The sequence below is a fragment of the Pararhodobacter sp. CCB-MM2 genome, from assembly GCF_001691415.1.
Classification (GTDB): domain Bacteria; phylum Pseudomonadota; class Alphaproteobacteria; order Rhodobacterales; family Rhodobacteraceae; genus Pararhodobacter.
Window position 1 is genome coordinate 44,138 of sequence record NZ_LRRR01000001.1, and the last position, 21,718, is coordinate 65,855.

Genomic DNA, 21,718 nt, shown 5'->3' on the forward strand with positions numbered 1-21,718 from the left:
GAGGGCAACACATTCGCCGATCGCAATAGGAGAACCCGATGCCCAGCCAAGCCGAGATGCGCGACCTGCAGGAGCTGATGCAGAAGGGTCAGCTGGCCGCCGCCGCGGTGATGTCGCGCGCGCTGATCCGCAAGGAACCGCGCGTGCCGCTTCTGCATAACGTGCTGGGCGTGGCGCTGGCGCAATCGGGCAAGCCGGACGAGGCGATCCGCGCCTTCCGCAAGGCCTTCGACATGGCGCCGGACTATGCCGAGGCGACCGAGAACCTCGTCTCGGCGCTGATCTCGGCCGACCGGCTGGGCGAGGCCGAGGCGCCGATCCGTGCCGCGCTGGTCAACACGCCGGGCAATGCCTCGATGCGCCGCAACCTCGCGGCCCTTCTGATCACGCAACAGGACTGGACCGGCGCGCTGGCAGAGATCGACACCGCCTTGGCGCTGGAGCCCGGCCACGCGCCCGCGCTGATGACCAAGGCCACCGCCCTGCGCCACCTCGACCGACTGGACGAGGCGCTGGCCGTTCTGGCCCCGCTGAAGGACGAAGCCGAGGCGCTGCGCCTGACCGCCGAGATCCTCGCCACGCAGGGCAAGCTGGACGCGGCCCGCGACGCCTATGCCGCCACCATCGACGCCAATCCCGCATTGGGCAGCGCCTGGGAAGGGCTGGCCGATGTGACCCGCTTGACAGCCGACGACGCGATGATCCCCCGCCTTGCCGCGCAGATCGAGGCCCTGCCGCAAAAGGGCGCCCCGGCGCTGACCGCATCCTTGCACTTCGCCATGGCCAAGGCCTGCGCCGACCTCGGCGATGCCGGCGCCGCTGCCACGCATCTGACGCGCGCCAATGCCGCCGCGCGCAGCCTTGCGCAGCCCTACAGCCACGCCCAGCGCCGCAAGGAAGTCGCCCGGATCAAGGCGCTGTTCCCGGCAGCAACGGTCTCGGCGCTGGCGGCCTCGGGCGCGGACAGCGACCAGCCGGTGTTCATCCTTGGCATGCCGCGCTCGGGCACGACGCTGATCGAACAGATCCTCGCCAGCCACCCGGCGGTCCATGGCGCGGGCGAGCGCCCGGATATCCTGCAGTTGGGCCAATCCCTGCTGGCCAGCCCGCGCAAGCTGGACGCGTCCTTCGTGCAACGTGCGGCGACCGACCATCTGGCCCGCCTCTCGGTCCTTGCCCCGACGGCTGGGCGTATCACCGACAAGATGCCCGCCAATGCCGATTGGGTCGGCCTGATCCTGACGCTGTTCCCGAACGCCAAGATCATCCGCACCCTGCGCGACCCGCGTGAAATCGCGCTGTCGATCTGGCGCACGCATTTCCCGGATCCCAGCCTGAACTGGACCTTCGATCTGGAGGATATTGCCAGCTATTACGTTCAGCACATGGACCTGATGGACCATTGGCAGGCGCAATTCCCGGGCGCGATCCTGACCTGCGACTATGCGCAATTGGTGACCCAGCCCGAGGCGGTCACCCGTGAATTGGCGGCGCATCTGGGGCTGGACTGGGACGCAGCCATGCTGACGCCGGAGCGGACCGAACGCACGGTGACCACGGCCTCGGCCGCGCAGGTGCGGGCGCCGATCTCGGCCAACTCGTTGGGGGGCTGGAAAGCCTATGAACAGGTGCTCGCGCCCTTCACCCAAGCGCTGACCCGGCTGGGCCGCCCGGTCTGACACCCGCGTCCTGCACAACAAAAAGGCCCGGCGCGATGCCGGGCCTTTCGCTGTCTGAGGGGGCCTTACTTGCCGGCTGAAGGTGCAGCAGGCGCTGCCGGAGCCGGGGCCGGAGCTGCCGGAGCGGCGGCAGCGTGGGGCATCACGAAGCTGAAGCTGCCCGACCAGACGCCGTAGTTCGAGGTGTTGATGCCATTGGCATTCGACCCGCTGTAGCTCTGCTGACCCGGCAGGATCTGCACCTGCACCTCGGTGGTTTCCCCCACGCCGACCAGACCGGCATGCACGGCGGCCACGGCCAGCGCGCTGTCGTCGGTATAGATGCCCGAACCCCAGACCGACCCGCGATCCGACCCGGTGACCGAGAAGGTCACGGTCTGGCCCACGCGGTCCCGGTAGCCGGTCAGGTTGGCCGGGGCGGCCTCGGCGGCAGCGGCTTGGGGCAGGATGAACTGATAGCTGCCCGACCAGGTGCCATAATTCGACGAGGTCACACCGTTCGCGGCGGACCCGGCATAGCTTTGCTGGCCCGGAAGGATCGTGACCTGCACGTCGCCGGTCTGCCCCGAACCGATCGCGCCTGCATGCACGGCGGCGGCGGCGACGGCGCTGTCATCGGTATAGACCCCGGTGCCCCAGACCGACCCTCGGTCGGTGCCGGTCACGGTGAAGGTGAAGGTCTGGCCCACACGATCGCGGTAGCTGGTCAGGTTGGCCGGGGCCGGCATCGCGCCGCCGCCCGTCGTGGCCGGGGCGGTCTGTTGTGCGGGCGCGCTGCCGCCCGGCGGGGTGCCGAAGGTCTCGAGGATCAGCTGCGCCTGACAGGTCTGCTGGCCGAAGGTGCCGACCCAGACGTCATAGGCCCCCGACGGCGCGCCGGTGATGCGGATCCGCGGGTTGAGGTCGGTATCGTCATCCGAGAAATGCCAGGTCCCCGAGGCATCGTTGACCAACAGCACCGTGTCGCAGCTGGCCTGCACGCGCAGTTCCAGATCGCGGTTCGCCGATTCATTGCCGGTGAAGGACAGGTCGAAATCCGGCTGCGTGATGACATAGCCATGCCCCGGCATCGGGCAGGCCGACAGGTCGACATTGCCGCCGGCGATCACGTTGACGCCCTGCGGCACCCACAGTTGCTCGGAGGTAAAGGCGATGGGCGTGCCTTGGAGGCTCCAGTCCGGGCAGGCCTGCGCCTGAGCCGAACCGGAACCGAGGACCGCCACGCCAAGCGCCAGCGACGCCAAAGCACCGGAGGGGGAGAAGAGACGGGAAAGGGAGGGGAACGTCATGGAAACCTCACTGTTTTCCGGAAGGTGAGACAGGCGCCGGTCAGGTCGTGATCGTCCCCGGTGGCGCGGCCTCCCGGCGCGGGGACGAGGTCAGGGATCAAAGGGCGGAGGGGGCCGGACCAAGGCCAGCCCCCTCCGGGTCGATTACTTGCCGCTGCTCCGGACAAAGGAGAAGCTGCCGCTCCATTGGCCATAGGTGCGGCTGACGACGCCGTTGCGCTCGGTGCCGGCGTAATGCTGCTGGCCGGGCATCACCTGCACCGTCACCACGCCGGTCTGGCCGGGCTGGACGAGGCCGGCATGCACCGCCGCCCGCGCGACCGAGGAATCGTCGGTATAGACATCCGATCCCCAGACCGAGCCCGTCGCCGCGCCCGTCACCTGGAAGCGGAAGCTCTGGCCGTTCTGCCCGCGATAGGCGGTCATGTTGCCCGGATCAGGCAGCACACCGTCCGGCATCTGCGGCTGCTGGCGCGGCGAGATCGAGGGGAAGGTCTCGAAGATCACCTCGGCGTTGCAATTGTCCTCGCCATAGGTGCCGATCCAGACGTCATAGGCCCCGCGATCCGCGTTCTCGATCCGCAGGCGCGAGTTCAGGCCCTCGGTGCTGTCGTCGTTGAAGCGCCACTCGCCATTGGGCGCCTGCACCAGCAGGACAGGGTCACATTGCGCCTCGACCCGGAGGTCCAGCGCGTAATCCTGCGGGTTCTCCGTCAGGGTCAGCGTGAAGTCCGGCTGGGCGACGATCTGCCCGTAACCGGGGATCTCAGGATCGCCGCATTCGTCCAGCGCCACGTTGCCCCCGGCGATGACCGGGTGGCTCTGGGCCTGCCAGAGGGCCTGCCCCGTATAGCTCAGAGCCAGACCGCCGACATCGCCCAGCGGGCAGGTGCCTGCCTTCTCAGGGATCACCGGCGCCGGGGGTTCCGGCACAGGCGGTTGCGGCGGGACCGGCGGCTGCGGCGGCGCCGAGCTGTAGGTCGTGGCCGACAACGTCGCCGCGCAGGTGTTCGAGCCGAAGGTCCCGACCCAGATGTCATAGGCGCCCGGCTGCGCATTGGCGAAACTCAGGCGCGAGTTCAGCCCGTCGCGGTCGTCGTTATAGGACCATTGCCCATTGGGCCCGTAGACCAGCAGCACCGGATCGCAGGTGCCGTCCACGGCAATATCCATGCCATAGCCCAGCGGGTTGTCCAGCAGCGTCATGGTGAAATCGGGCCGCTGGATGATGTGGCCATGCCCCGGCACGCTGCCACAGGCGCCAAGATCCAGCGGACCGCCCGCCGTGACCGAGGTGCTTTGCCCCGCCAGCAGACCCGCCGCGGTAAAGCTGCTGGGCTGGCCGTTCTGCGCGGGATCCGGGCAGGCGGCCGGCAGAGGCGGCTGCGGGGGTTGGGGCGGTTGCGGCGGCTGGGGCGCGACCTGACCGCTGAAGGTCTCGGTCACCAGCGTGGCCTGACAGGTGCCGGGGCTGTAGGTCCCGACCCAGACGCCGTAGCGCCCGGTCCCCGCCTGCCCGATGCGCAGACGCGGATCAGTGCCGTTGGAATCGTCGTTGAAATGCCAGCGGCCGTCCGGGCCATGCACCAGAAGGACGGTGTCACATTGCCCCTCGACCCGGAATTCCAGATCGTAATTGGGGATGTTTCGCGTCAGGTTGACCGAGAAATCGGGCCGCTCGATGATCCAGCCGAGGCCGGGCACGGTGTTGCAGGCGCCCAGATCGACCGTCCCGCCCGCCGTCACGCTGTTGCGCTGCGGCGACCAGAGCTGCTGGCCGGTGTAGTTCAGCACCGTCCCCGTCCGATTGGGATCAGGGCAAAGCGCGGTGACAGGCGGTTGCGGCGGCTGCGGGGCCGTGGCCAGCAGCGTCCGCGCCTGCAGCGTCGCCGCGCAGGTGTTGGAGCCGAAGGTCCCGACCCAGATGTCATACTCGCCGGTCGGGGCATTGGCGACGCTCAGTGCCGGATCGAGGCCGTTGCTGTCATCGTTGTAGTGCCATTGCCCATTCGGCCCGCGCGCCAGCAGGACCGTGTCGCACTGCCCGTCCACCGCCAGTCGCAGCGTCGCGCCCGGGTTGTTATGCGTCAGGTTGAGTGTGAAATCCGGGTTGCGCACGATATGGCCATGCCCCGGCACGCTCTGGCATGCCCCGAGGTCCAGCGGCCCTCCGGCGGTGACAGGATGGTTGCGGCCCTGCAGCAGTTGCTGCGTCGAATAGGTCAGGGCCTGACCATTGGCGTTGGAATTGGGGCACAGGGCCACGATCGGCGGCTGCGGCACGATGGGCGGCTGTGGGCTGATCGGCGGGATCTGCAACCCGCCCGAGCTTTGCACCCGCAGGCTCGCCGCACAGGTGTTCGAGCCGAAGGTTCCGACCCAGATGTCATACTCGCCGGCCGAGGCCCCGTTGACGCGGACCTCGGGGTCCAGACCGTTGGTGTCATCATTGAAGCGCCATTGCCCGTCCGGTCCGCGCACCAGCAGCACGGCGTCGCATTGACCGTCCACGCCGAAGGTCAGCGCGGTGGCGGGCCCGGTGGCCGTCAGGTTCAGCGTGAAATCGGGATTGCGCGCGACATGACCATGCCCCGGCACATTCTGGCAATTGGTCAGCGCCACACCGCCCCCGGCGGTAACGGCGCGCGTCTGGCCCTGCCGCAATTGCGCGGCGGAATAGGTCAGCATGGTGCCGTTCGCATTGGCATTCGGGCACAAGGCCAGCACCGGCGGCACGATCGGCGGCGTCGTCGGCTGAAGTGGTGGCTGCGGCGAGATCGGCGGCTGCGGTGTCAGCTGCGGCCCGCCCGTGGTCTGTGCGATCAGCGTCGAGCCGCAATTGGTCGAGCCGAAGGTGCCCACCCAGATCCGGTAATCGCCGGTCGGAGCATTGCCGATAACCACCTGCGGATCGAAGCCGTTGGTGTCATCGTTGAAATGGAACTGCCCGTTCGGGCCCCGCACCAGCAGCACGGTGTCGCATTGCCCGTCCACCTGCAGGTTCAGCGCATTGCCCGGCGCGTTCTGCGTCAGCGTCAGCGTGAAGTCCGGACGGCGGGTGACATAGCCATGCCCCGGCACACCGGCGCAATTGACCAGCTGCGCATTCCCGCCCGCATCGGTGTTATGGCGCTGCGCCGTGCGCAGGGCCTGTGCCGAATAGCTCAGCGTTTGCTGGCCATTGGCATTCACGTTGGGACAGACTTGCGCGGCGGCGGGCACGCTGAAAGCGCCGAGCGGCAGCAGGGCCAGCGCCAAAGCGCGTAGCCAATGGGTGTGGAACCTCGGTCCGCGAGAGCGGGACATGGCGGCCTCCCTTGATGTGACTTGCCCGGCCGGACGGAGGGAAATCCCCGCGAAAGCCGGAAAATGACGTGATCGAAACGCGGGAATGCTGCGACGCCAAGGTCACAAAATCAAGAAATATGCGCGTGAACAGTGCGCGAGGGTTAATCCGCCCGCAGCAGCAGGGCCAGCGCGAGGGCGATCACCGCGATGCCGGGCAGCACCGCGACCAGTGCCACGCCATGGCCCAGCGCCAGCTCCCACAGGATGATCCAGGCCGGCGTGGCATAGGTATAAGCCATCACCTTCGAGGCCGGCAGGCGCTGCGCCGCGAACTGCATCGCCGAGGCCGCGAAGGCCGTCGCGAAGACTGCAAGATAAACCATCACGACCCAGACCAGCGGCGGCAGGGCGGCCCAATCCGTTGCCACGATCTCGGCCCAGCCCCAGGCGAGGAACAGCACGAAACCGGTCAGCGTCACCAGCGACGCCGTGACCAGCGCGCTCTCGCCGCGGTTCAACAGCCGCAGCGAGGGGGTGTAGAACACATGCAGGACGCAGCCGAGGAAATAGATCGCCTCGCCCCGCCCCAGTTCGAACCCCAACAGGGCCGAAATATCGCCGCGAAAGATCACCCAGACTGCCCCCAAGGCGCCCAGCCCCAGCACCGCCATCACCGAACCGCGCGGATGCTGGCCCAGAAGCGGCCAGGCGACCAGCGCCGTCATCAGCGGCGTCAGGGTAAAGACCGCGCCGGCGGCCACCGGGTTTGCGGTCTTCAACCCCTCGAACATCAGCACGAAATAGCCGCCGTACAGCACCGCCAGCACGACGTATCGCCAGGACGCGGCCCCATCGGCGCGGCTGTAGCCCCGGCGCCCGCCCCGTCCGGCAGCGGGCATCAACGTAACGAGGAGCGCCAGCAGGATCGCCGCCAGCAGGAACCGCGCGGTGGTCAGCGGCACCGGGCCGATGTCATTGGCGACCAGCGCGCCAAGGCTAAACGAGCCCGACACCGCCGCCGAGAACCCCAGCATCGCGGCATGCCCGCGCAGGGCCTGTTGGCGTCCGCGCAGGGGCAGGCCCCGTGCCGGGCGGTCGGCGGCGTTGTCCGTCATTCGCGGAAGCTTTCCTTGATGACCTGTACGGCGGCCTGCACCTTGGCGGTGCGGTGCAGATCCACATGCGTCACCAGCCAGACGGTGAATTCCCATTCCGGCCGCGACGGCATCACGCGCACCAGATCGGTCGCGTCATCCTCGCCATAATGGAAGCCCATGCCCAGCCCGTCGGCAATCGCCCAGCGCCGCGCGGCGGCCTCGTTCGAGCGGAAGACCACGCGCGGCACCGGCTTCAAACCGGCCAGCCATTGCGCGAAGGGGGCACGGCTGTCGTCGAGCTCCTCGGTGACGAAGCGGTGGTGGACGAGGTCTTCCAGCGTCTCGGGCGTGCCGTGTTCCTCCAGATAGCCCCGGCTGGCATAGAGGCCTACGGGACAGCGCATCAGCGGCTGCACCACGTTGTCCGGTTCGGTCGGACGCGACCCGGCGCGAACCGCAAGATGCGCCTCGCCATATTCCAGCCGGAACACCCGCCGTTCGGTCTGCACGCGCAACGACAGGTTCGGATAATCCCGCGCCAACTGGCCCAGCGCCGGACGCAGCAGCGGCACCAGACCCGGCAGCGTGGTGATGACCAGATCGCCCTCGATCCCGCTGCCCGCGCCGGTCAGACGGGTGCCCAGCTGGGCGAATTGCTCGTCGGTGACACGACCGACCTGCGCCAGCGCCTTGCCAGCCTCGGTCGGGGTATAGCCACGGGCGTGGCGCTGGAACAGCTTCACGCCCAGCCGGTGCTCCAGCGCGTCGATATGGCGGATGACGGTGGCATGGTGCACCCCCAGCGCATCGGCCGCGCCAGAGACCGTTCCAGCGCGCGCAACCTGCCAGGCGGTGCGGATTTCATCCCAGGATTCAATGCTCATGCGGGGCTCTTCTGTGCATGTCCTCACAACTTGGTGCCATTTTGTGGGATCATGCGCGGGGCCGCAAGGGACATTCCAAGGCTCGGCCCGACCGGTCCCTCGCTTGACGCCGCGCCGCAGAGAGCTTTCTATTCGCCACGTCCTGCCTGTTCAGAATGTCGTGGAGAATGCCATGCAGCCCGCCGATCACGCGCTTATCATCATCGACGTCCAGAATGATTTCTGCCCCGGCGGCGCGCTGGCCGTGGCGGAGGGCGATGCCGTCGTCGCACCGATCAACGCGATGATGGATGATTTCGCCGTGAAGGTGCTGACGCAGGACTGGCACCCCGCCGACCATGCCAGCTTCGCCGCCAATCATCCCGGCGCCGCGCCCTTTTCCATGACCGAGATGCCCTATGGCCCGCAGGTGCTCTGGCCCACCCATTGCGTGCAGGGCACAGACGGCGCCGCCTTCCATCCCGCCCTGCGCACCGATCCCGCCGATCTGGTGATCCGCAAGGGGTTCCGCGCCGCGATCGACAGCTATTCCGCGTTCTTCGAGAACGACCACAGCACGCCCACCGGCCTTGATGGCTATCTGAAGGCGCGCGGTGTGACGGCGGTGACGCTGGTCGGGCTCGCTACCGATTTCTGCGTCGCCTATTCGGCCATCGACGCGGCAAAGCTGGGCTATGCCGTCACCGTGCGGATGGAGGCCTGTCGGGCCATCGACCTTGAGGGCTCGCTCGACGCCGCCGTGGCGCAGATGCGCGAGGCCGGGGTCACGCTGGCCTAACGCCCGCCCCCCACCTCATGCACCGAGGCGGTGATGTAGCTCGCCGCCTCCGAGCACAGGAACAGGATCATCTCGGCGACTTCCTCTGGCCGCCCCGGTCGGCCCAAAGGGACCAAAGGCGCAAGATCGAAGGCCCGCGTGGGCTTGCCGCCGCTTGCATGGATCTCGGTGTCCACCAGCCCCGGCCGAACCGTGTTGACCCGCACGCCCTTCGGCGCGAGCTCATGCGCAAGGCCCAGCCCCAAGGTCTCGACCCCCGCCTTCGCCGCAGCGTAATCGACATATTCCCCCGCCGATCCCCGCCGGGCCGAGGTCGAGGAGACCAGCACCAGCGAGGCCCCCTCGCGCCCCGGCAGCCGCCGCGCCGCCTCGCGCGCGCCGTAGAGCTTGCCCAAGAGGTTCACCTCGACCATGCGCCGGATGCGCTCGGCCTCGGCCTCGGCCAGTGTCGAGGACGGCGCCACCGCGCCCGCGTTCAGCACCACGGCGGTCAGGGGGCCCAGCGCCGCCTCGGCCGCGTCGAACACCTGCGCCACGGCCACCGGATCGGCCATGTCGCCCGGCAGAGTCACGCAGCGCGCGCCCTTCGCCTCGACCTCGGCCTTGGTCGCTGCCGCGGCGGCATCGTCGCCACGATAGCCCAGCGCCAGATCCCAGCCACGCTCGGCCGCCAGCAGCGCGGTCGCCCGGCCGATCCCCCGCACGCCCCCGGTTATCAACATGGTCCTACGCATCGGTCCCTCCTGTGGTGCCGCAAGGCTAATCCGCCGCGTCTACGACCAACAAGCATCTTTACCATGACAGCGGCCGGGCCTAGCCTCGGATCATGTCTCGCATTCTGATCAGCGCCTGCCTCATGGGATCGCCCGTCCGCTACGACGGTCGCGCGAAGACCCTGACCGGCGAGCTTCTGGAGCGTTGGCAGGCCGAGGACCGTCTGGTGCCGCTGTGCCCCGAGGTCGAAGCGGGCCTGCCCACCCCGCGCCCGCCCGCCGAGATCGCCCCGGGCCACGAGGCGACCGATGTGCTGGATGCCAGCGGCAAGGTGCTGACCGACGAGGGCGAGGACGTCACCGATTTCTTCCGGCGCGGGGCGCAGATCGCCCTCAGCGTGGCGCGCGAGAAGGACTGCCGCTTTGCCCTGCTGACCGATGGCAGCCCGTCCTGCGGTAGCCTCAACATCTATGCCGGACACCATGACGGAACCCGGCGTCAGGGGCGTGGCGTGGTCACGGAATTGCTGGAGCGCCACGGCATCCGCGTCTTCGCCCCGCGCGACATCGCCCTGCTCGCCAACGCGCTGGAGTGACGCAGGCCCTTGCACGCCGCGCCCTGCGGGCCCATCTGAGCGCCACAAGCCGAGGCCAGCCATGTCCGATACCCCCCGCATGAACCCCGCCGCCTGGGTCGTCTCATTGCCGATCCGCGCCTACCGGCTGATCTTCAGCCCGATGGTCGGCCATGGCTGCCGGTTCCAGCCGACCTGCTCCGCCTATGCGATGGAGGCGTTGGCCCGCCACGGCGCGATCAGGGGCAGCTGGCTGACGCTGCGGCGGCTGGCCGTCTGCCACCCTTGGGGCCGCTCAGGCTATGACCCGGTGCCGGGCGCCGATCCGGACTGGGAAGCGCAACACCGCTGCGGCCACGACCACCACTGACGGTCAGTAGACCCCCGTCCCCAACATCGCCATCAGCACGAGGATCGCGCCGAAACCCAGCGTGACGACGATCCCGATCCGGCGTGCGATGGCCGGGGCTTCGCGGGCCCAATCCTCGGGCCGGTCCATCAACTTGCGCAACCGGGCGCGCAGGCTGCCCTCGATGCCGGGGATGAAGAAGGCCAAGAGGAAGGCGATCAGCACCACCAACCCGTAGCCGTGGAACATGTCGCTGACAGAGCCGATCGCCCCGCTCTGCCATGCCCGCCACGGCCCCGAGATTAGCACCAGCAGCCCCGCCGCCCCGACGCTCCCCGAGGCCCGGACCGACACCGCCTTCAACGCCGCCTTCGCCTCGGCCGCAGGCATCCGCGCCAGCGAGGGATACAGGATCAGCCCGTTGTACAGCGTACCCCCGGTCCAGACGACACCCGCCACGAGGTGCAACAGGTAGAGGGCGAGATCGGTCATGGCGGGCGCCGGCTGGCTGCATGTTAATATCATTTACATGCCGGGACTTCGTGGTCCCGTCAAGCGGATTTCCCCAGTGCTGCTTGACCTGCCGGGGCCAAACCCCCTATGGCAGCCGCAACAGGAGGGCCCAGCCCATGCGCGACGATCCCACGCTCGACAGTGACGACACCGAGGCCGATCTGAACTCCGGCGACGACATCCACGCGCTGTTCCACGGCGCGCCGAAATCGACCGAGTTCCGCAAGCTGCGCAAACGGCTGGTGCAGCAGGTGCGCGAGGCGACCGAGACCTTCGGCATGATCCGTCCGGGCGACAAATGGCTGGTCTGCCTCTCAGGCGGCAAGGACAGCTACACGCTGCTGGCAATCCTGCACGAGCTGCAATGGCGCGGCCTTTTGCCGGTCGAACTGCTGGCCTGCAACCTCGACCAAGGCCAGCCGGGCTTCCCCGCGACCGTGCTGCCCGAGTTCCTGACCAAGATGGGCGTGCCCCACCGGATCGAATATCAGGACACCTATTCCATCGTCGTCGACAAGGTCCCGCAGGGGCGCACCTATTGCGCGCTGTGCTCGCGCCTGCGCCGCGGGAACCTGTACCGGATCGCGCGCGAGGAGGGCTGCACCTCGGTCGTGCTGGGCCATCACCGCGACGACATGCTCGAGACGTTCTTCATGAACCTCTTCCACGGCGGGCGTCTGGCGACGATGCCGCCGAAGCTGGTGAACGAGGATGGCGACCTGACCGTGCTGCGCCCTCTGGCGCTGGTGGCCGAGGCCGATTGCGAGAAATTCGCCCGCGCGATGAACTATCCGGTCATTCCCTGTGACCTTTGTGGCTCGCAGGACGGGCTACAGCGGATGCAGGTGAAAGCGATTCTCGACGAGTGGGAAAAGCGCTCGCCCGGCCGCCGGAACGTGATGTTCAAGGCATTGATGAACGTACGGCCGTCACACCTTGTGGATCCGAAATTGTTCCCGTTTGCAGAGCTTTGGCCGGAAATGGCACCGAGCGAGAAAGCGGATCGGGACAATTCTAACAATATTCCGCAGCTGCGTTAATCCTTCCCATACCACCCCCCGCAAAGTTGGGCAGACCGGCAAAAGACCGGGCTGCAAAGACGTGCGGAGTGGTGTGAATGGCGAAGAAAGCGCTCAGACGGGCAAAGCTGATGGCATCGCAGCGGCGGTTCTGGAAGCTGGCGCTGATCCCTGTTCTGACCCTCGTGGCGATGGCGGAAGGGGTGCCGTTCTGGGGCCTTGGCCTGCTGTTGACCGTGCAGGCCGTGCTTGTCTGGCTGGTCTTGCGCGACGTCCTGCAACTGGGCGCCCGGCTGGAGGCCTCGGGCCACGCCCAGCTTCGCCCGCGTGAAGAACTCGTCTCTCAACTGGCCGATCAGGGGCTTGGGGCCGATGACGGCGCGACGGCTGCCGCCCTGACCCTGCGTCTGGACAGCGCCAAGCAGCTGGGCGACCAGCTGGGCCGCACCCAATACGCCGCGCTGATGGATACGCTGTGCGACCGGCTTGGACTGGCGCTGCGCGACCAAGACCTGTTCTGCGCGACCGGCGACGACGGCTTCGGCGTGGCCCTTTTCGCGCAACGCGGTCTCGACGCCGCCAATGTCCTCGCCGTGGCGCAGCGCGTGCAGGCCCGGCTGGCAGCCCCTGTATCAATCGACGGGGCGTCGATCTGGCCCTCGGTTTCGGTCGGCTTCTGCCTGTCGCCGCGCGCGGCGATGCTCAATGGCCTCGACATGCTGGAAGCCTCTGAAGTGGCCGCCTCGAAAGCGGTTCAATCCGGGCCCGCAGGCCTGGGCGGCTACAGCGTCGTCGATTTCCCTGCCTCGATCTCGGGCGACCGCATCGCCGCCCTGCGTCGCGCCTTGGACAACGGTGAGATCCGCGCCTATTTCCAGCCGCAAGTGCGCACCGACACCGGCGAGGTCAGCGGCCTCGAAGCTCTCGCCCGCTGGCAGCACCCGCAGTCCGGCCTCATTTCGCCCGGCGAATTCCTCCCGCAGATCGAAGCGGCCGGCCTGTCGCCGAAACTCGCCGAGACCATGCTCAGACAGGCGCTTGGCACCTTGCGCACACTGGAGATGGAAGGTCTGTCCGTGCCGAGCGTGTCGATCAACCTCTCGGCCGAAGAATTGCGCAATCCACGACTGGCGGATGAGATCGGCTGGGAGCTGGACCGCCACGACCTCGCGCCCGAACGCCTGACCGTCGAGATCCTTGAAACCGTCGTCGCCAAGGGCGAGGCCGATACCGCCGTGCGCACCATTGCCCGGCTGGCGACCATGGGCTGCGGTATCGATCTGGACGATTTCGGCACCGGCCATGCCTCGATCACCAATATCCGCCGCTTCGCGGTCAACCGGCTGAAGATCGACCGCAGCTTCGTCACCAACATGCATATCGACCCCGAGCAACAGCGCATGGTCGCGGCGATCCTGTCGATGGCGGAACAACTTGGCCTCGCGACGCTGGCCGAAGGGGTCGAACACCCGGAAGAGCAGGTGAAACTGGCACAGATGGGCTGCGGCCACCTGCAGGGCTTCGCGATCGCGCGCCCGATGCCTGCGGACGCCCTGCCGGGATGGCTGCGCGCACAGGCCGGCATGCTGCAAGCCGGTGAGCCTTGGGTGGAAGATCCGGTCCAGGCCCGTGCGGCCAGCAACCGCGCCGCCGAGTAACACCTAGGCAAAGGCCGGCACCGGGCACGAACCGGCGCTGGCCCTTCCCCCCCCCTAACCTCCAGACATCAGGTGGGCAAAGCGGGGCCCTGCCCCGGCGGGCCAAGCACAATCCCGAAGTCGGGGGTCACATCCACCGCCTCGGCCTCCGCGTAAAATCCGCGCGGGGCCTTGGGCCTTGGGGGAATCCGCTTGACCTTTGAAGGCAAGGCCTGTTGAACCGGCCCAGCATTCTAAGTCGCTTCCAAAGGTCACCGGAATCCCCGATGGACGATCAAACCAAGAACCTGATCCTCGCCTTCGCCCTGAGCCTCGCGGTCATCATGGGCTGGTTCGCGCTGTTCCCGCCGCCCGAACCCCAACCCGGCGAGACTGTCTCGCAGTCCGAACTGCTCCCGCCGCCCTCGGCCGAGAGCAATGTCGACGGTGAGGCCACGCTGGCCGAACCCGCGCCGGAAACCGCGCGCATCGTCATCGACACCCCGCGCCTGTCGGGCTCGATCGCCGTCACCGGCGGCCGTTTCGATGACATGCAGCTGCGGGACTACCAGGAGACCGTCGAGGACGACAGCGACCTGGTTCACCTACTGAACCCCAATGGCGGCGACCGTCACGCTTACTACGCGCTGTTCGGCTGGACCCCGCGCGGCGGGCTGACCTACGAGCAGGTCCCCGGCCCCTCGACCCCGTGGCAGCAGGTCGGCGACAACGCCCTGACCCTCGACACCCCGGTGACGCTGCGTTGGGACAATGGCGCGGGCCTGATCTTCAACCGCACCATCCGCGTCGACGACAACTACATGTTCACCGTCGAACAGACGGTCGAGAACACCACCGACGCCGCCGTCTCGCTGGATCCCTACTCGATCCTCGCGCAGCACGGTACGCCGCAGGACATGCAGAACTACTACATCTCGCACGAGGGCCTCGTGCAGATGACCGATGGTGCCCTGCTGGAAGCCGACTACAAGGACATGGTCGACTACACCGTCGATCAGCGTGAGCGCATCCCGACGCAGGCCACCGAGGTGACCAACAACGCCTGGATCGGCTTCACCTCGAAGTACTTCATGGCCTCGCTGGTCGGCATGCCGGGGCAGCCCGCGACCGCCGTGGCGCAATATGTGCCGGGCGCCGACATCTATCAGGCCAGCCTGCGTCAGCCGACCGTGACCATCGCCCCCGGCGAGACCGCCGGCGCCTCGTCGATGCTGTTCACCGGCGCCAAGGTCTTCGACATCCTCAGCGCCTATGAGGAAACCGGCGTCGAGCGCTTCACCGACTCGATCGACTGGGGCTGGTTCTTCTTCCTGACCCGCCCGATCTTCCGCGTGCTGAACTTCTACCACGGCGTGATCGGCAACATGGGCTGGGCCATTCTGGCACTGACCCTGACGCTGAAGGCCCTGCTGCTGCCGCTGGCGTGGAAGTCCTACGTCTCGATGGCGCGGATGAAGGAACTCCAGCCCGAGATGACGAAGATCAAGGAGCGCGCCGGCGAGGACCGCCAGAAGCTCCAGCAGGAGATGATGGCGCTGTATCGCGACCGGAAGGTGAACCCCGCCGCGGGCTGCCTGCCGATCCTGCTGCAGATCCCGATCTTCTTCTCGCTCTACAAGGTGATCTTCAACACCATCGAACTTCGCCACGCGCATTGGTTCTGGGTGTTCGACGACCTCTCGGCGCCCGACCCCACCTCGCTGTACAACTTCTTCGGCCTGCTGCCCTGGGCCGCGCCTGAAACCGGCTCGATGCTGGCGACGGTGTTCCTGGGCGTGCTGCCGCTGCTGTTCGGCCTGTCGATGTGGTTCCAGATGCGCCTGAACCCGGCCCCGGCCGATCCGATGCAGCAGACCATCTTCAACTGGATGCCCTTCGTGTTCATGTTCGTGATGGGCGGCTTCGCCTCGGGCCTGCTGATGTACTGGATCGGGAACAACATCATCACCTTCATCCAGCAATATTCGATCATGACGGCGCATGGCTCGCGGCCGGATCTGTTCGGCAACATCAAGTCGTCGTTCAAGAAGCCCAAGGCCGCAAACTCCGACAAGGCGCCCAAGGGCGGCAAGGCGAAGTGACCAGCGCCCATCTTGCGCATATCGTCCGGCACCCGGTGAAATCCGCCGGGTACCAGGAACTCGACCGGGCGGCCCTGATACAGGGCCGCCCGATGCCCTTTGACCGGGTCTGGGCGATTGCCACCGACTCCGCGAAATTCGACGCGGCGCCCGAGGGTTGGGCGGCCAAGATGAACTTCGTCCGCGGCGCTGCCGAGGGCAGCCTGCAAGCCATTCGCGCAACCTTCGACGATGGGGCAAACACCCTGCGGCTGACCCATCCGGAGCGCCCCGATTTCCACGGCCAGCTGCCGCAGGACGGCGAGGCCCTGGTCGACTGGCTGCGTCCCCTGTGGCCTGCGAACCGCCCTGCCCCGCGCGGGTTGGTCAGCCGCCGGGACGGTGGTGCCCTGACCGATGTGCCCGGCGCCTGGGTTGCGCTTCTGGGCCTGTCCTCGCTGCGGGCTCTGGGTCAGCGGATGGGGCAGGACTTGTCGATCCACCGCTTCCGCGGCAATCTTTGGGTCGACGGCTGGGCGCCTTGGGAGGAATTCGACCTCGTCGGGCGCGAGATCCGCGTCGGTCAGGTCCGGCTCAAGATCGAAGAGCCCATCACCCGCTGCGTGGCCACCACTTTTGACCCGATGACCGGGAAGAAGGATGGCGACACCCTCGCAGCCCTTGAATCCGGCTGGGGCCATCGTGACCTCGGCGTCTATGCCAGCGTCCTGCAAAGCGGCGAGATCGCCCTTGGCGACGCGGTGGAGATCCTTTGATGACCCAACAGCTTCCCTTCCCGATGACCCCCTCGCCCACCCCCGAGGATGCCGAGACCGGCCGCAAGCTGTTCGCGGGCCCGGTGGATTTCGTCAAAGGCGTCGTGGCCATGTCCGGCCTGCCGCCCGCCGACCGGCTGGAGATCTGCCTCGCCGGGCGCTCGAACGTGGGGAAATCCAGCCTGATCAACGCGCTCACCGGCCGCAAGTCGCTGGCGCGAACCTCGAACACGCCGGGCCGGACGCAGGAGATCAACTATTTCGACGTGGGCGGCCAGCTCTACATGGTCGACCTTCCGGGCTATGGCTTCGCCGAGGCCCCGGTCGCGGTGGTGAAGCAATGGCAGGCGCTGCTGAAGAACTACCTGTCGGGTCGCTCGACCCTGCGCCGCGCCTTCGTGCTGATCGACATGCGCCACGGCATCAAGAAGGTCGACGAAGAGATCCTTGACCTCTTGAACAAATCCGCCGTCACCTTCCAGGTGGTGCTGACCAAGGCCGACAAGATCAACGCCGCCCAGCGTGAGCAAACTCTCGCGCAGGTGCGCAAGGCCCTGTCCAAGCACCCCGCCGCCTTCCCCGAGCTGCTTGTCACCTCGTCGGAAAAGGGCGAGGGTATCGAGACGCTTCGTGCCCTCATCGCCACCATGCAGTAAGACCATGAGACAGCAGAATATGAACCGCGACTGGAAAGCTACCGCCCGGACCCTCTCGGAAGCCCTGCCGTATCTGCAGCGCTTTGCCGGGGCCGTGGTCGTCGTCAAGTTCGGCGGCAACGCCATGGGCGACGACGAGGCCATGGCCGAATTCGCCCGCGACGTGGTGCTGATGCGCCTCGTGGGGATCAATGTCGTCGTCGTGCACGGCGGCGGCCCGATGATCAACGAGCTGCTCGGCAAGCTGGGCATCAAGTCGGAATTCGTGCGCGGCAAGCGTGTGACCGACAAGGCCACGGTCGAAGTGGTCGAGATGGTGCTGACGGGCCTTGTGAACAAGCGCATCGTGCAGGCCATCATGGACGAGGGTGGCCGCGCCGTCGGCCTCTCGGGCAAGGACGACGACCTGATGGTCTGCGAGGTGGACGACCCCGAACTGGGCTTCGTCGGCCGCCCCGTGGAGATGAACGTGCAGGTGCTGCGCGACCTGTTCAAGGCGGGCATCATCCCCGTCGTGGCCCCCGTCGCCACCGGCATGAGCGCGCTGGAGACCTTCAACGTCAACGGCGACACGGCTGCCGGTGCCATTGCCGGCGCGCTGGAGGCTGACCGCCTGCTGCTGTTGACCGATGTGTCGGGCGTGAAAGACAAGGAAGGCCATGTCCTGACCGAGATCCACCCCGACCAGATCCGCGCGATGATCGCCGATGGCACCATCGCCGGCGGCATGATCCCCAAGACCGAGACTGCCCTGCAAGCGATCGACAAAGGGGTGCGCGCCGTGGTGATTCTGGACGGCCGGGTGTCGAACGCCTGCCTGCTGGAGCTGTTCACGGAACACGGCGCCGGCTCGATGATCCGGGCCACCCCGCCGCGCGTGACGCCCCGTGGCGAGCCCGTCTGACTCGGGAGCCTCTGAAGCTCTCGCCGCCCTTGATGACCTGGGATTGGAGGCGCTGGCCGTGCTGGCGCCCGATCCCGACTTCTGCCCCCCGGACGCCCGCTGTCTGCTGCTGATCGGCCCCCAAGGCGGCGCGCGCTGGTGGGACAAGGTGCAGGCCTCGCCCGAATGGCTGGACGGCGCGCCCGACCCCATTGACCGCTGGTCGAAACGCGCGCTCGGCGGCCTCGCCACCCGGTTCGGCGGCATGGCCCTGTTTCCCTCCGAGGGCCCGCCCTACCCGCCGTTCTTCCGCTGGGCACAAGACTCGGGCGCCCTGTGGCAAAGCCCGGTCGGCATGCTGGTGCACGCCCGCCAAGGGCTCTGGGTCTCGTTCCGCGGCGCTCTGGCGCTTCCCTTCACGCTGCCCCTGCCCCCCGCGGAACGCCCCTGCGACAGCTGCGACACGCGCCCCTGCGAGGCGGCTTGCCCGGTCGGTGCCCTCTCGGCCACGGCCTATGACGTGCCGCGCTGCCACGCCTACCTCGACACCCCGGCCGGGACGGATTGCCTCACCCGCGGTTGCCTTGCGCGCCGCGCTTGCCCGATATCGGTGCGCCATGCCAGAGTGGATTCCCAATCCGCCTACCACATGAGCAGGTTCCACCGATGATGAAGCGTCTGATCCTCACCCGCCACGCGAAATCGAGCTGGGACGATCCCACCATGTCGGACCACGACCGCCCGCTGAACCCGCGCGGCCGTGCCGCCGCTGCGGATCTGGGCGGCTGGCTGGCCTCACGCGGGGACCTGCCGCAAGAGGTCCTGTGCTCGGACGCGCTGCGCACGCGCCAGACCTGGGAAGGCATTGCCCCCGCCCTGCCCGACGCGCCTGAGGCAACGTTGAAGCCCGCGCTGTACCACGCCGGCCCGGATGTGATGCTGGCCGTCCTGCGCCATGCCACGGCCGAGACGGTGATGATGATCGGCCACAACCCCGGCATCGCCGAATTCGCCGCCCGGCTGGTGGCTCAAGCCCCCGCGAATGCCGAGTTCAGCCGCTACCCGACCGGCGCGACGCTGGTCGTCAGCTTCGAGATCGCCGATTGGAAGGACCTCGACTGGCACCAAGGCTCGGTCCGAGATTTCATCGTGCCGAAGGAAATCGTGGCCTGACAGCGGGTCAGCGTATTTTCGGCAGAGTGAATGCACAAAGGCGGCGCGGGGTAACCGGCGCCGCCTGAGTATTTGGAACAAGGTGAAAGAGCGCGATCCGGACAATTTGAATCAAATCGCGCGCATCTTTGCTCTGGAAATATCCTCGGGGGGTGAATTTGCGAATGCAAAGAGGGGGGCAGACAGCCCCCCTCCTTCGTTCGTCATCCCGCGATGCCGGTCCGGGGTCAGTGACCCAGGATCTGGCTGAGGAACAGCTTGGTGCGTTCCGATTGCGGGTTGTTGAAGAACTCTTTCGGCTCGTTCTGCTCGACGATCTGGCCTTGGTCCATGAAGATCACGCGGTTCGCCACGGCCTGCGCGAAGCCCATCTCGTGCGTCACGCAGAGCATGGTCATGCCCTCTTCCGCGAGCTGGATCATGGTGTCGAGCACCTCCTTGATCATCTCGGGGTCGAGCGCCGAGGTCGGCTCGTCGAACAGCATGATGCGCGGACGCATGCAGAGCGAGCGGGCAATCGCCACACGCTGCTGCTGACCACCCGAAAGCTGGCCGGGGTATTTGTTGGCCTGCTCGGGGATCTTCACCTTTTCCAGGAAGTGCATCGCCGTGGCTTCGGCTTCCTTCTTGGGGATCTTGCGAACCCAGATCGGCGCCAGCGTGCAGTTCTCGAGGATCGTCAGATGCGGGAACAGGTTGAAGTGCTGGAACACCATGCCGACTTCAGACCGAACCTTGTCGATGTTCTTCAGGTCCGACGACAGCTCGGTGCCATCGACGATGATCTGGCCCTGCTGATGCTCTTCAAGGCGGTTGATGCAGCGGATCATCGTCGACTTGCCCGAGCCCGAGGGCCCGGCGATGACGATGCGCTCGCCGCGGTTCACGGTGAGGTTGATATCCCGCAGAACGTGGAACTGACCGTACCACTTGTTCATGTTGGTGATCTGGATCGCGACCTCATCGCTCACTTGCATGTGGCTGCGGTCGATCGCGGCGTTGTCCATGGTTTCCATGAGGGGAACTCCTTAGCGATGGTCGGTCTTGAGACGACGTTCGAGGTGCATCGAGTAGCGGGACATGCCAAAGCAGAAGACCCAGAAAACCGCACCGATGAAGATGAACAGCTCCCAGTAGACCCCCTGCCAGTCAGAGGTCGCGCGGATCGCGCTGGCCCGACCGATCGGATCGAGGATGCCGATGAACACCACCAGCGTGGTATCCTTGAACAGGCCGATGAAGGTGTTCACGATCCCCGGGATCGAGATCTTCAGTGCCTGCGGCATGATGATGAGACGTTGTGCCTTCCAGTAGTCCAGGCCAAGCGCGTCGGCCGCTTCGTACTGGCCGCGCGGCAGGGCGGCGAGGCCCCCCCGGATCACCTCGGCCATATAGGCCGTGGCGAACAGGGTCACCATGATGATGACGCGCAGGATCAGGTCGAAGTTGGTGCCCGGGGGCAGGAAGTAGTTCAGCAGCAGCGAGGCCGTGAACAGCAGGGTGATCAGCGGCACGCCGCGGATGAATTCGATGAAGGTCACCGAGATCCACTTGATGATCGGCATGGTCGACTGACGGCCAAGCGCGAACAGGATGCCCAGCGGCAGCGACAGCGCGATGCCCGCGACGCCGATGACGACCGAGATCATGAAGCCGCCGAATTCCCGCGAGGGCACCGGCTCGATCGCCAGCGGCAGGGCCGAGGACAGCACGTCGGCCACCGGACCGGCCAGGAACAGCCACCAGATCAGCGCCACGGCGACCGCAGCGATGGTCTGGATCAGCAACCCGCGCGAGGTCAGCGCGCGCAGGGCGACATAGCCCAGGACGAAGCCCATGGCGGCGACGGTGACACCCCAGATCGGCCCGCCCCACAACAGCCAGACGGCGATGAAGGGATAGACCACCGAGAAGCCCAGCAACTGGCGCGGGGCCGAGGGGAACAGCACGGGCGCGACGGCCACGGCCAGCATTACGAAGGCCAGGATCGGGCGCCAGTACAGCTCGGGCGGGTAGAAGCCGAACATCAGCTGCAGCCAGTTGACCCGGATCACCGCCCAGCAGGCACCGGTGGCACCGTCAAGGATCTGCCGGCATTCCGACAGCGACGAGGCGTTCCAGACCGAATTGGCCAGCCAAGGCAGCAGCTCGTAGCCGAAGAACAGGATCGCGGCCAGCGACAGCAGGGTCAGGACCGTGCTGATAGCCCCGTTGAACAAGTTCTCGCGCATCCACTTGACCGCGCCGACCTGGCTGGAGGGCGGCTCCTGCTGGGGCAGCATGGTCTCGCGGACATAGGGGACGGTTTGGGCATGGGTATCGCTCATG

At 67.2% G+C, this 21,718-nt stretch carries 20 protein-coding genes; 12 read left to right on the forward strand and 8 right to left on the reverse strand.

The genetic code is table 11. The annotated features are described in order from the left end of the window. Positions 1-38 precede the first annotated feature (38 nt). Positions 39-1,679, forward strand: a complete 1,641-nt coding sequence (locus BCY78_RS00210; RefSeq protein WP_068296159.1) for a sulfotransferase — start codon at positions 39-41, stop codon at positions 1,677-1,679. Between the two features lie 65 nt (positions 1,680-1,744). Here the strand turns inward: BCY78_RS00210 and BCY78_RS00215 are convergent, their stop codons facing one another. From BCY78_RS00215 to BCY78_RS00230, 4 genes are all read right to left on the reverse strand, one after another. Then, on the reverse strand, positions 1,745-2,968 hold the full coding sequence (locus tag BCY78_RS00215) for an LCCL domain-containing protein (RefSeq protein ID WP_068296162.1): 1,224 nt from the start codon (positions 2,966-2,968) through the stop codon (positions 1,745-1,747). A gap of 144 nt (positions 2,969-3,112) precedes the next feature. Beyond that, positions 3,113-6,274, reverse strand: coding sequence for an LCCL domain-containing protein (locus BCY78_RS00220; protein ID WP_139103046.1), 3,162 nt, complete (start codon positions 6,272-6,274; stop codon positions 3,113-3,115). Between the two features lie 143 nt (positions 6,275-6,417). Continuing rightward, positions 6,418-7,371 carry a DMT family transporter gene (locus tag BCY78_RS00225; RefSeq protein ID WP_068296166.1) on the reverse strand — a complete coding sequence of 318 codons (954 nt, stop codon included), beginning with the start codon at positions 7,369-7,371 and terminating at the stop codon, positions 6,418-6,420. Further along, positions 7,368-8,237: a LysR family transcriptional regulator gene (locus tag BCY78_RS00230; protein ID WP_369808681.1), complete on the reverse strand. Its 870-nt coding sequence runs from the start codon at positions 8,235-8,237 to the stop codon at positions 7,368-7,370. The genes BCY78_RS00225 and BCY78_RS00230 overlap by 4 nt, the downstream gene beginning before the upstream one ends. 172 nt (positions 8,238-8,409) lie before the next feature. Between BCY78_RS00230 and pncA the strand changes: the two genes are divergently transcribed. Further along, complete coding sequence (pncA, locus tag BCY78_RS00235) at positions 8,410-9,015, forward strand: bifunctional nicotinamidase/pyrazinamidase (RefSeq protein ID WP_068296168.1); 606 nt, start codon at positions 8,410-8,412, stop codon at positions 9,013-9,015. Here pncA and BCY78_RS00240 read toward each other — a convergent pair. Beyond that, on the reverse strand, positions 9,012-9,749 hold the full coding sequence (locus BCY78_RS00240) for an SDR family oxidoreductase (RefSeq protein ID WP_068296171.1): 738 nt from the start codon (positions 9,747-9,749) through the stop codon (positions 9,012-9,014). The two genes, pncA and BCY78_RS00240, sit on opposite strands and share 4 nt — an antisense overlap. Positions 9,750-9,841: 92 nt before the next feature. On the opposite strand from BCY78_RS00240, the gene BCY78_RS00245 reads away from it, so the two are divergent. Further along, a complete protein-coding gene (locus BCY78_RS00245; RefSeq protein ID WP_083194732.1) occupies positions 9,842-10,324 on the forward strand; it encodes a DUF523 domain-containing protein in 483 nt (160 codons plus the stop codon). 79 nt (positions 10,325-10,403) lie between these two features. Then, a complete protein-coding gene (gene yidD, locus BCY78_RS00250) occupies positions 10,404-10,673 on the forward strand; it encodes a membrane protein insertion efficiency factor YidD (protein ID WP_068297577.1) in 270 nt (89 codons plus the stop codon). A gap of 3 nt (positions 10,674-10,676) precedes the next feature. On the opposite strand, the gene BCY78_RS00255 is transcribed toward yidD, so the two are convergent. After that, on the reverse strand, positions 10,677-11,144 hold the full coding sequence (locus BCY78_RS00255; protein WP_068296177.1) for a hypothetical protein: 468 nt from the start codon (positions 11,142-11,144) through the stop codon (positions 10,677-10,679). A gap of 137 nt (positions 11,145-11,281) precedes the next feature. On the opposite strand from BCY78_RS00255, the gene ttcA reads away from it, so the two are divergent. The 8 genes from ttcA to BCY78_RS00295 all read left to right on the forward strand — a co-directional run bounded on the left by ttcA (position 11,282) and on the right by BCY78_RS00295 (position 19,390). Beyond that, a complete protein-coding gene (ttcA, locus tag BCY78_RS00260) occupies positions 11,282-12,205 on the forward strand; it encodes a tRNA 2-thiocytidine(32) synthetase TtcA (RefSeq protein ID WP_068296179.1) in 924 nt (307 codons plus the stop codon). A 77-nt stretch (positions 12,206-12,282) separates the two neighbouring features. Further along, positions 12,283-13,842, forward strand: coding sequence for a bifunctional diguanylate cyclase/phosphodiesterase (locus BCY78_RS00265; protein WP_068296183.1), 1,560 nt, complete (start codon positions 12,283-12,285; stop codon positions 13,840-13,842). Positions 13,843-14,108: 266 nt separating this feature from the next. After that, positions 14,109-15,923, forward strand: coding sequence for a membrane protein insertase YidC (gene yidC / locus BCY78_RS00270; protein ID WP_068296186.1), 1,815 nt, complete (start codon positions 14,109-14,111; stop codon positions 15,921-15,923). Further along, positions 15,920-16,678, forward strand: coding sequence for an MOSC domain-containing protein (locus tag BCY78_RS00275; protein ID WP_068296188.1), 759 nt, complete (start codon positions 15,920-15,922; stop codon positions 16,676-16,678). The genes yidC and BCY78_RS00275 overlap by 4 nt, the downstream gene beginning before the upstream one ends. Next, positions 16,678-17,334, forward strand: coding sequence for a ribosome biogenesis GTP-binding protein YihA/YsxC (gene yihA / locus BCY78_RS00280; RefSeq protein ID WP_068296190.1), 657 nt, complete (start codon positions 16,678-16,680; stop codon positions 17,332-17,334). Before BCY78_RS00275 ends, yihA begins: the two co-directional genes overlap by 1 nt. A gap of 4 nt (positions 17,335-17,338) precedes the next feature. Next, on the forward strand, positions 17,339-18,238 hold the full coding sequence (argB, locus tag BCY78_RS00285) for an acetylglutamate kinase (RefSeq protein WP_083194733.1): 900 nt from the start codon (positions 17,339-17,341) through the stop codon (positions 18,236-18,238). A gap of 58 nt (positions 18,239-18,296) precedes the next feature. After that, positions 18,297-18,887 carry a ferredoxin gene (locus tag BCY78_RS00290; RefSeq protein ID WP_233499318.1) on the forward strand — a complete coding sequence of 197 codons (591 nt, stop codon included), beginning with the start codon at positions 18,297-18,299 and terminating at the stop codon, positions 18,885-18,887. Then, positions 18,884-19,390: a histidine phosphatase family protein gene (locus BCY78_RS00295; RefSeq protein ID WP_068296198.1), complete on the forward strand. Its 507-nt coding sequence runs from the start codon at positions 18,884-18,886 to the stop codon at positions 19,388-19,390. The genes BCY78_RS00290 and BCY78_RS00295 overlap by 4 nt, the downstream gene beginning before the upstream one ends. Before the next feature lie 227 nt (positions 19,391-19,617). Here BCY78_RS00295 and BCY78_RS00300 read toward each other — a convergent pair whose 3' ends face one another. After that, positions 19,618-20,397, reverse strand: coding sequence for an amino acid ABC transporter ATP-binding protein (locus BCY78_RS00300; protein WP_158515893.1), 780 nt, complete (start codon positions 20,395-20,397; stop codon positions 19,618-19,620). A 21-nt stretch (positions 20,398-20,418) separates the two neighbouring features. Beyond that, positions 20,419-21,717, reverse strand: coding sequence for an amino acid ABC transporter permease (locus BCY78_RS00305; protein ID WP_068296204.1), 1,299 nt, complete (start codon positions 21,715-21,717; stop codon positions 20,419-20,421). Between the last annotated feature and the right edge of the window lies 1 nt (position 21,718).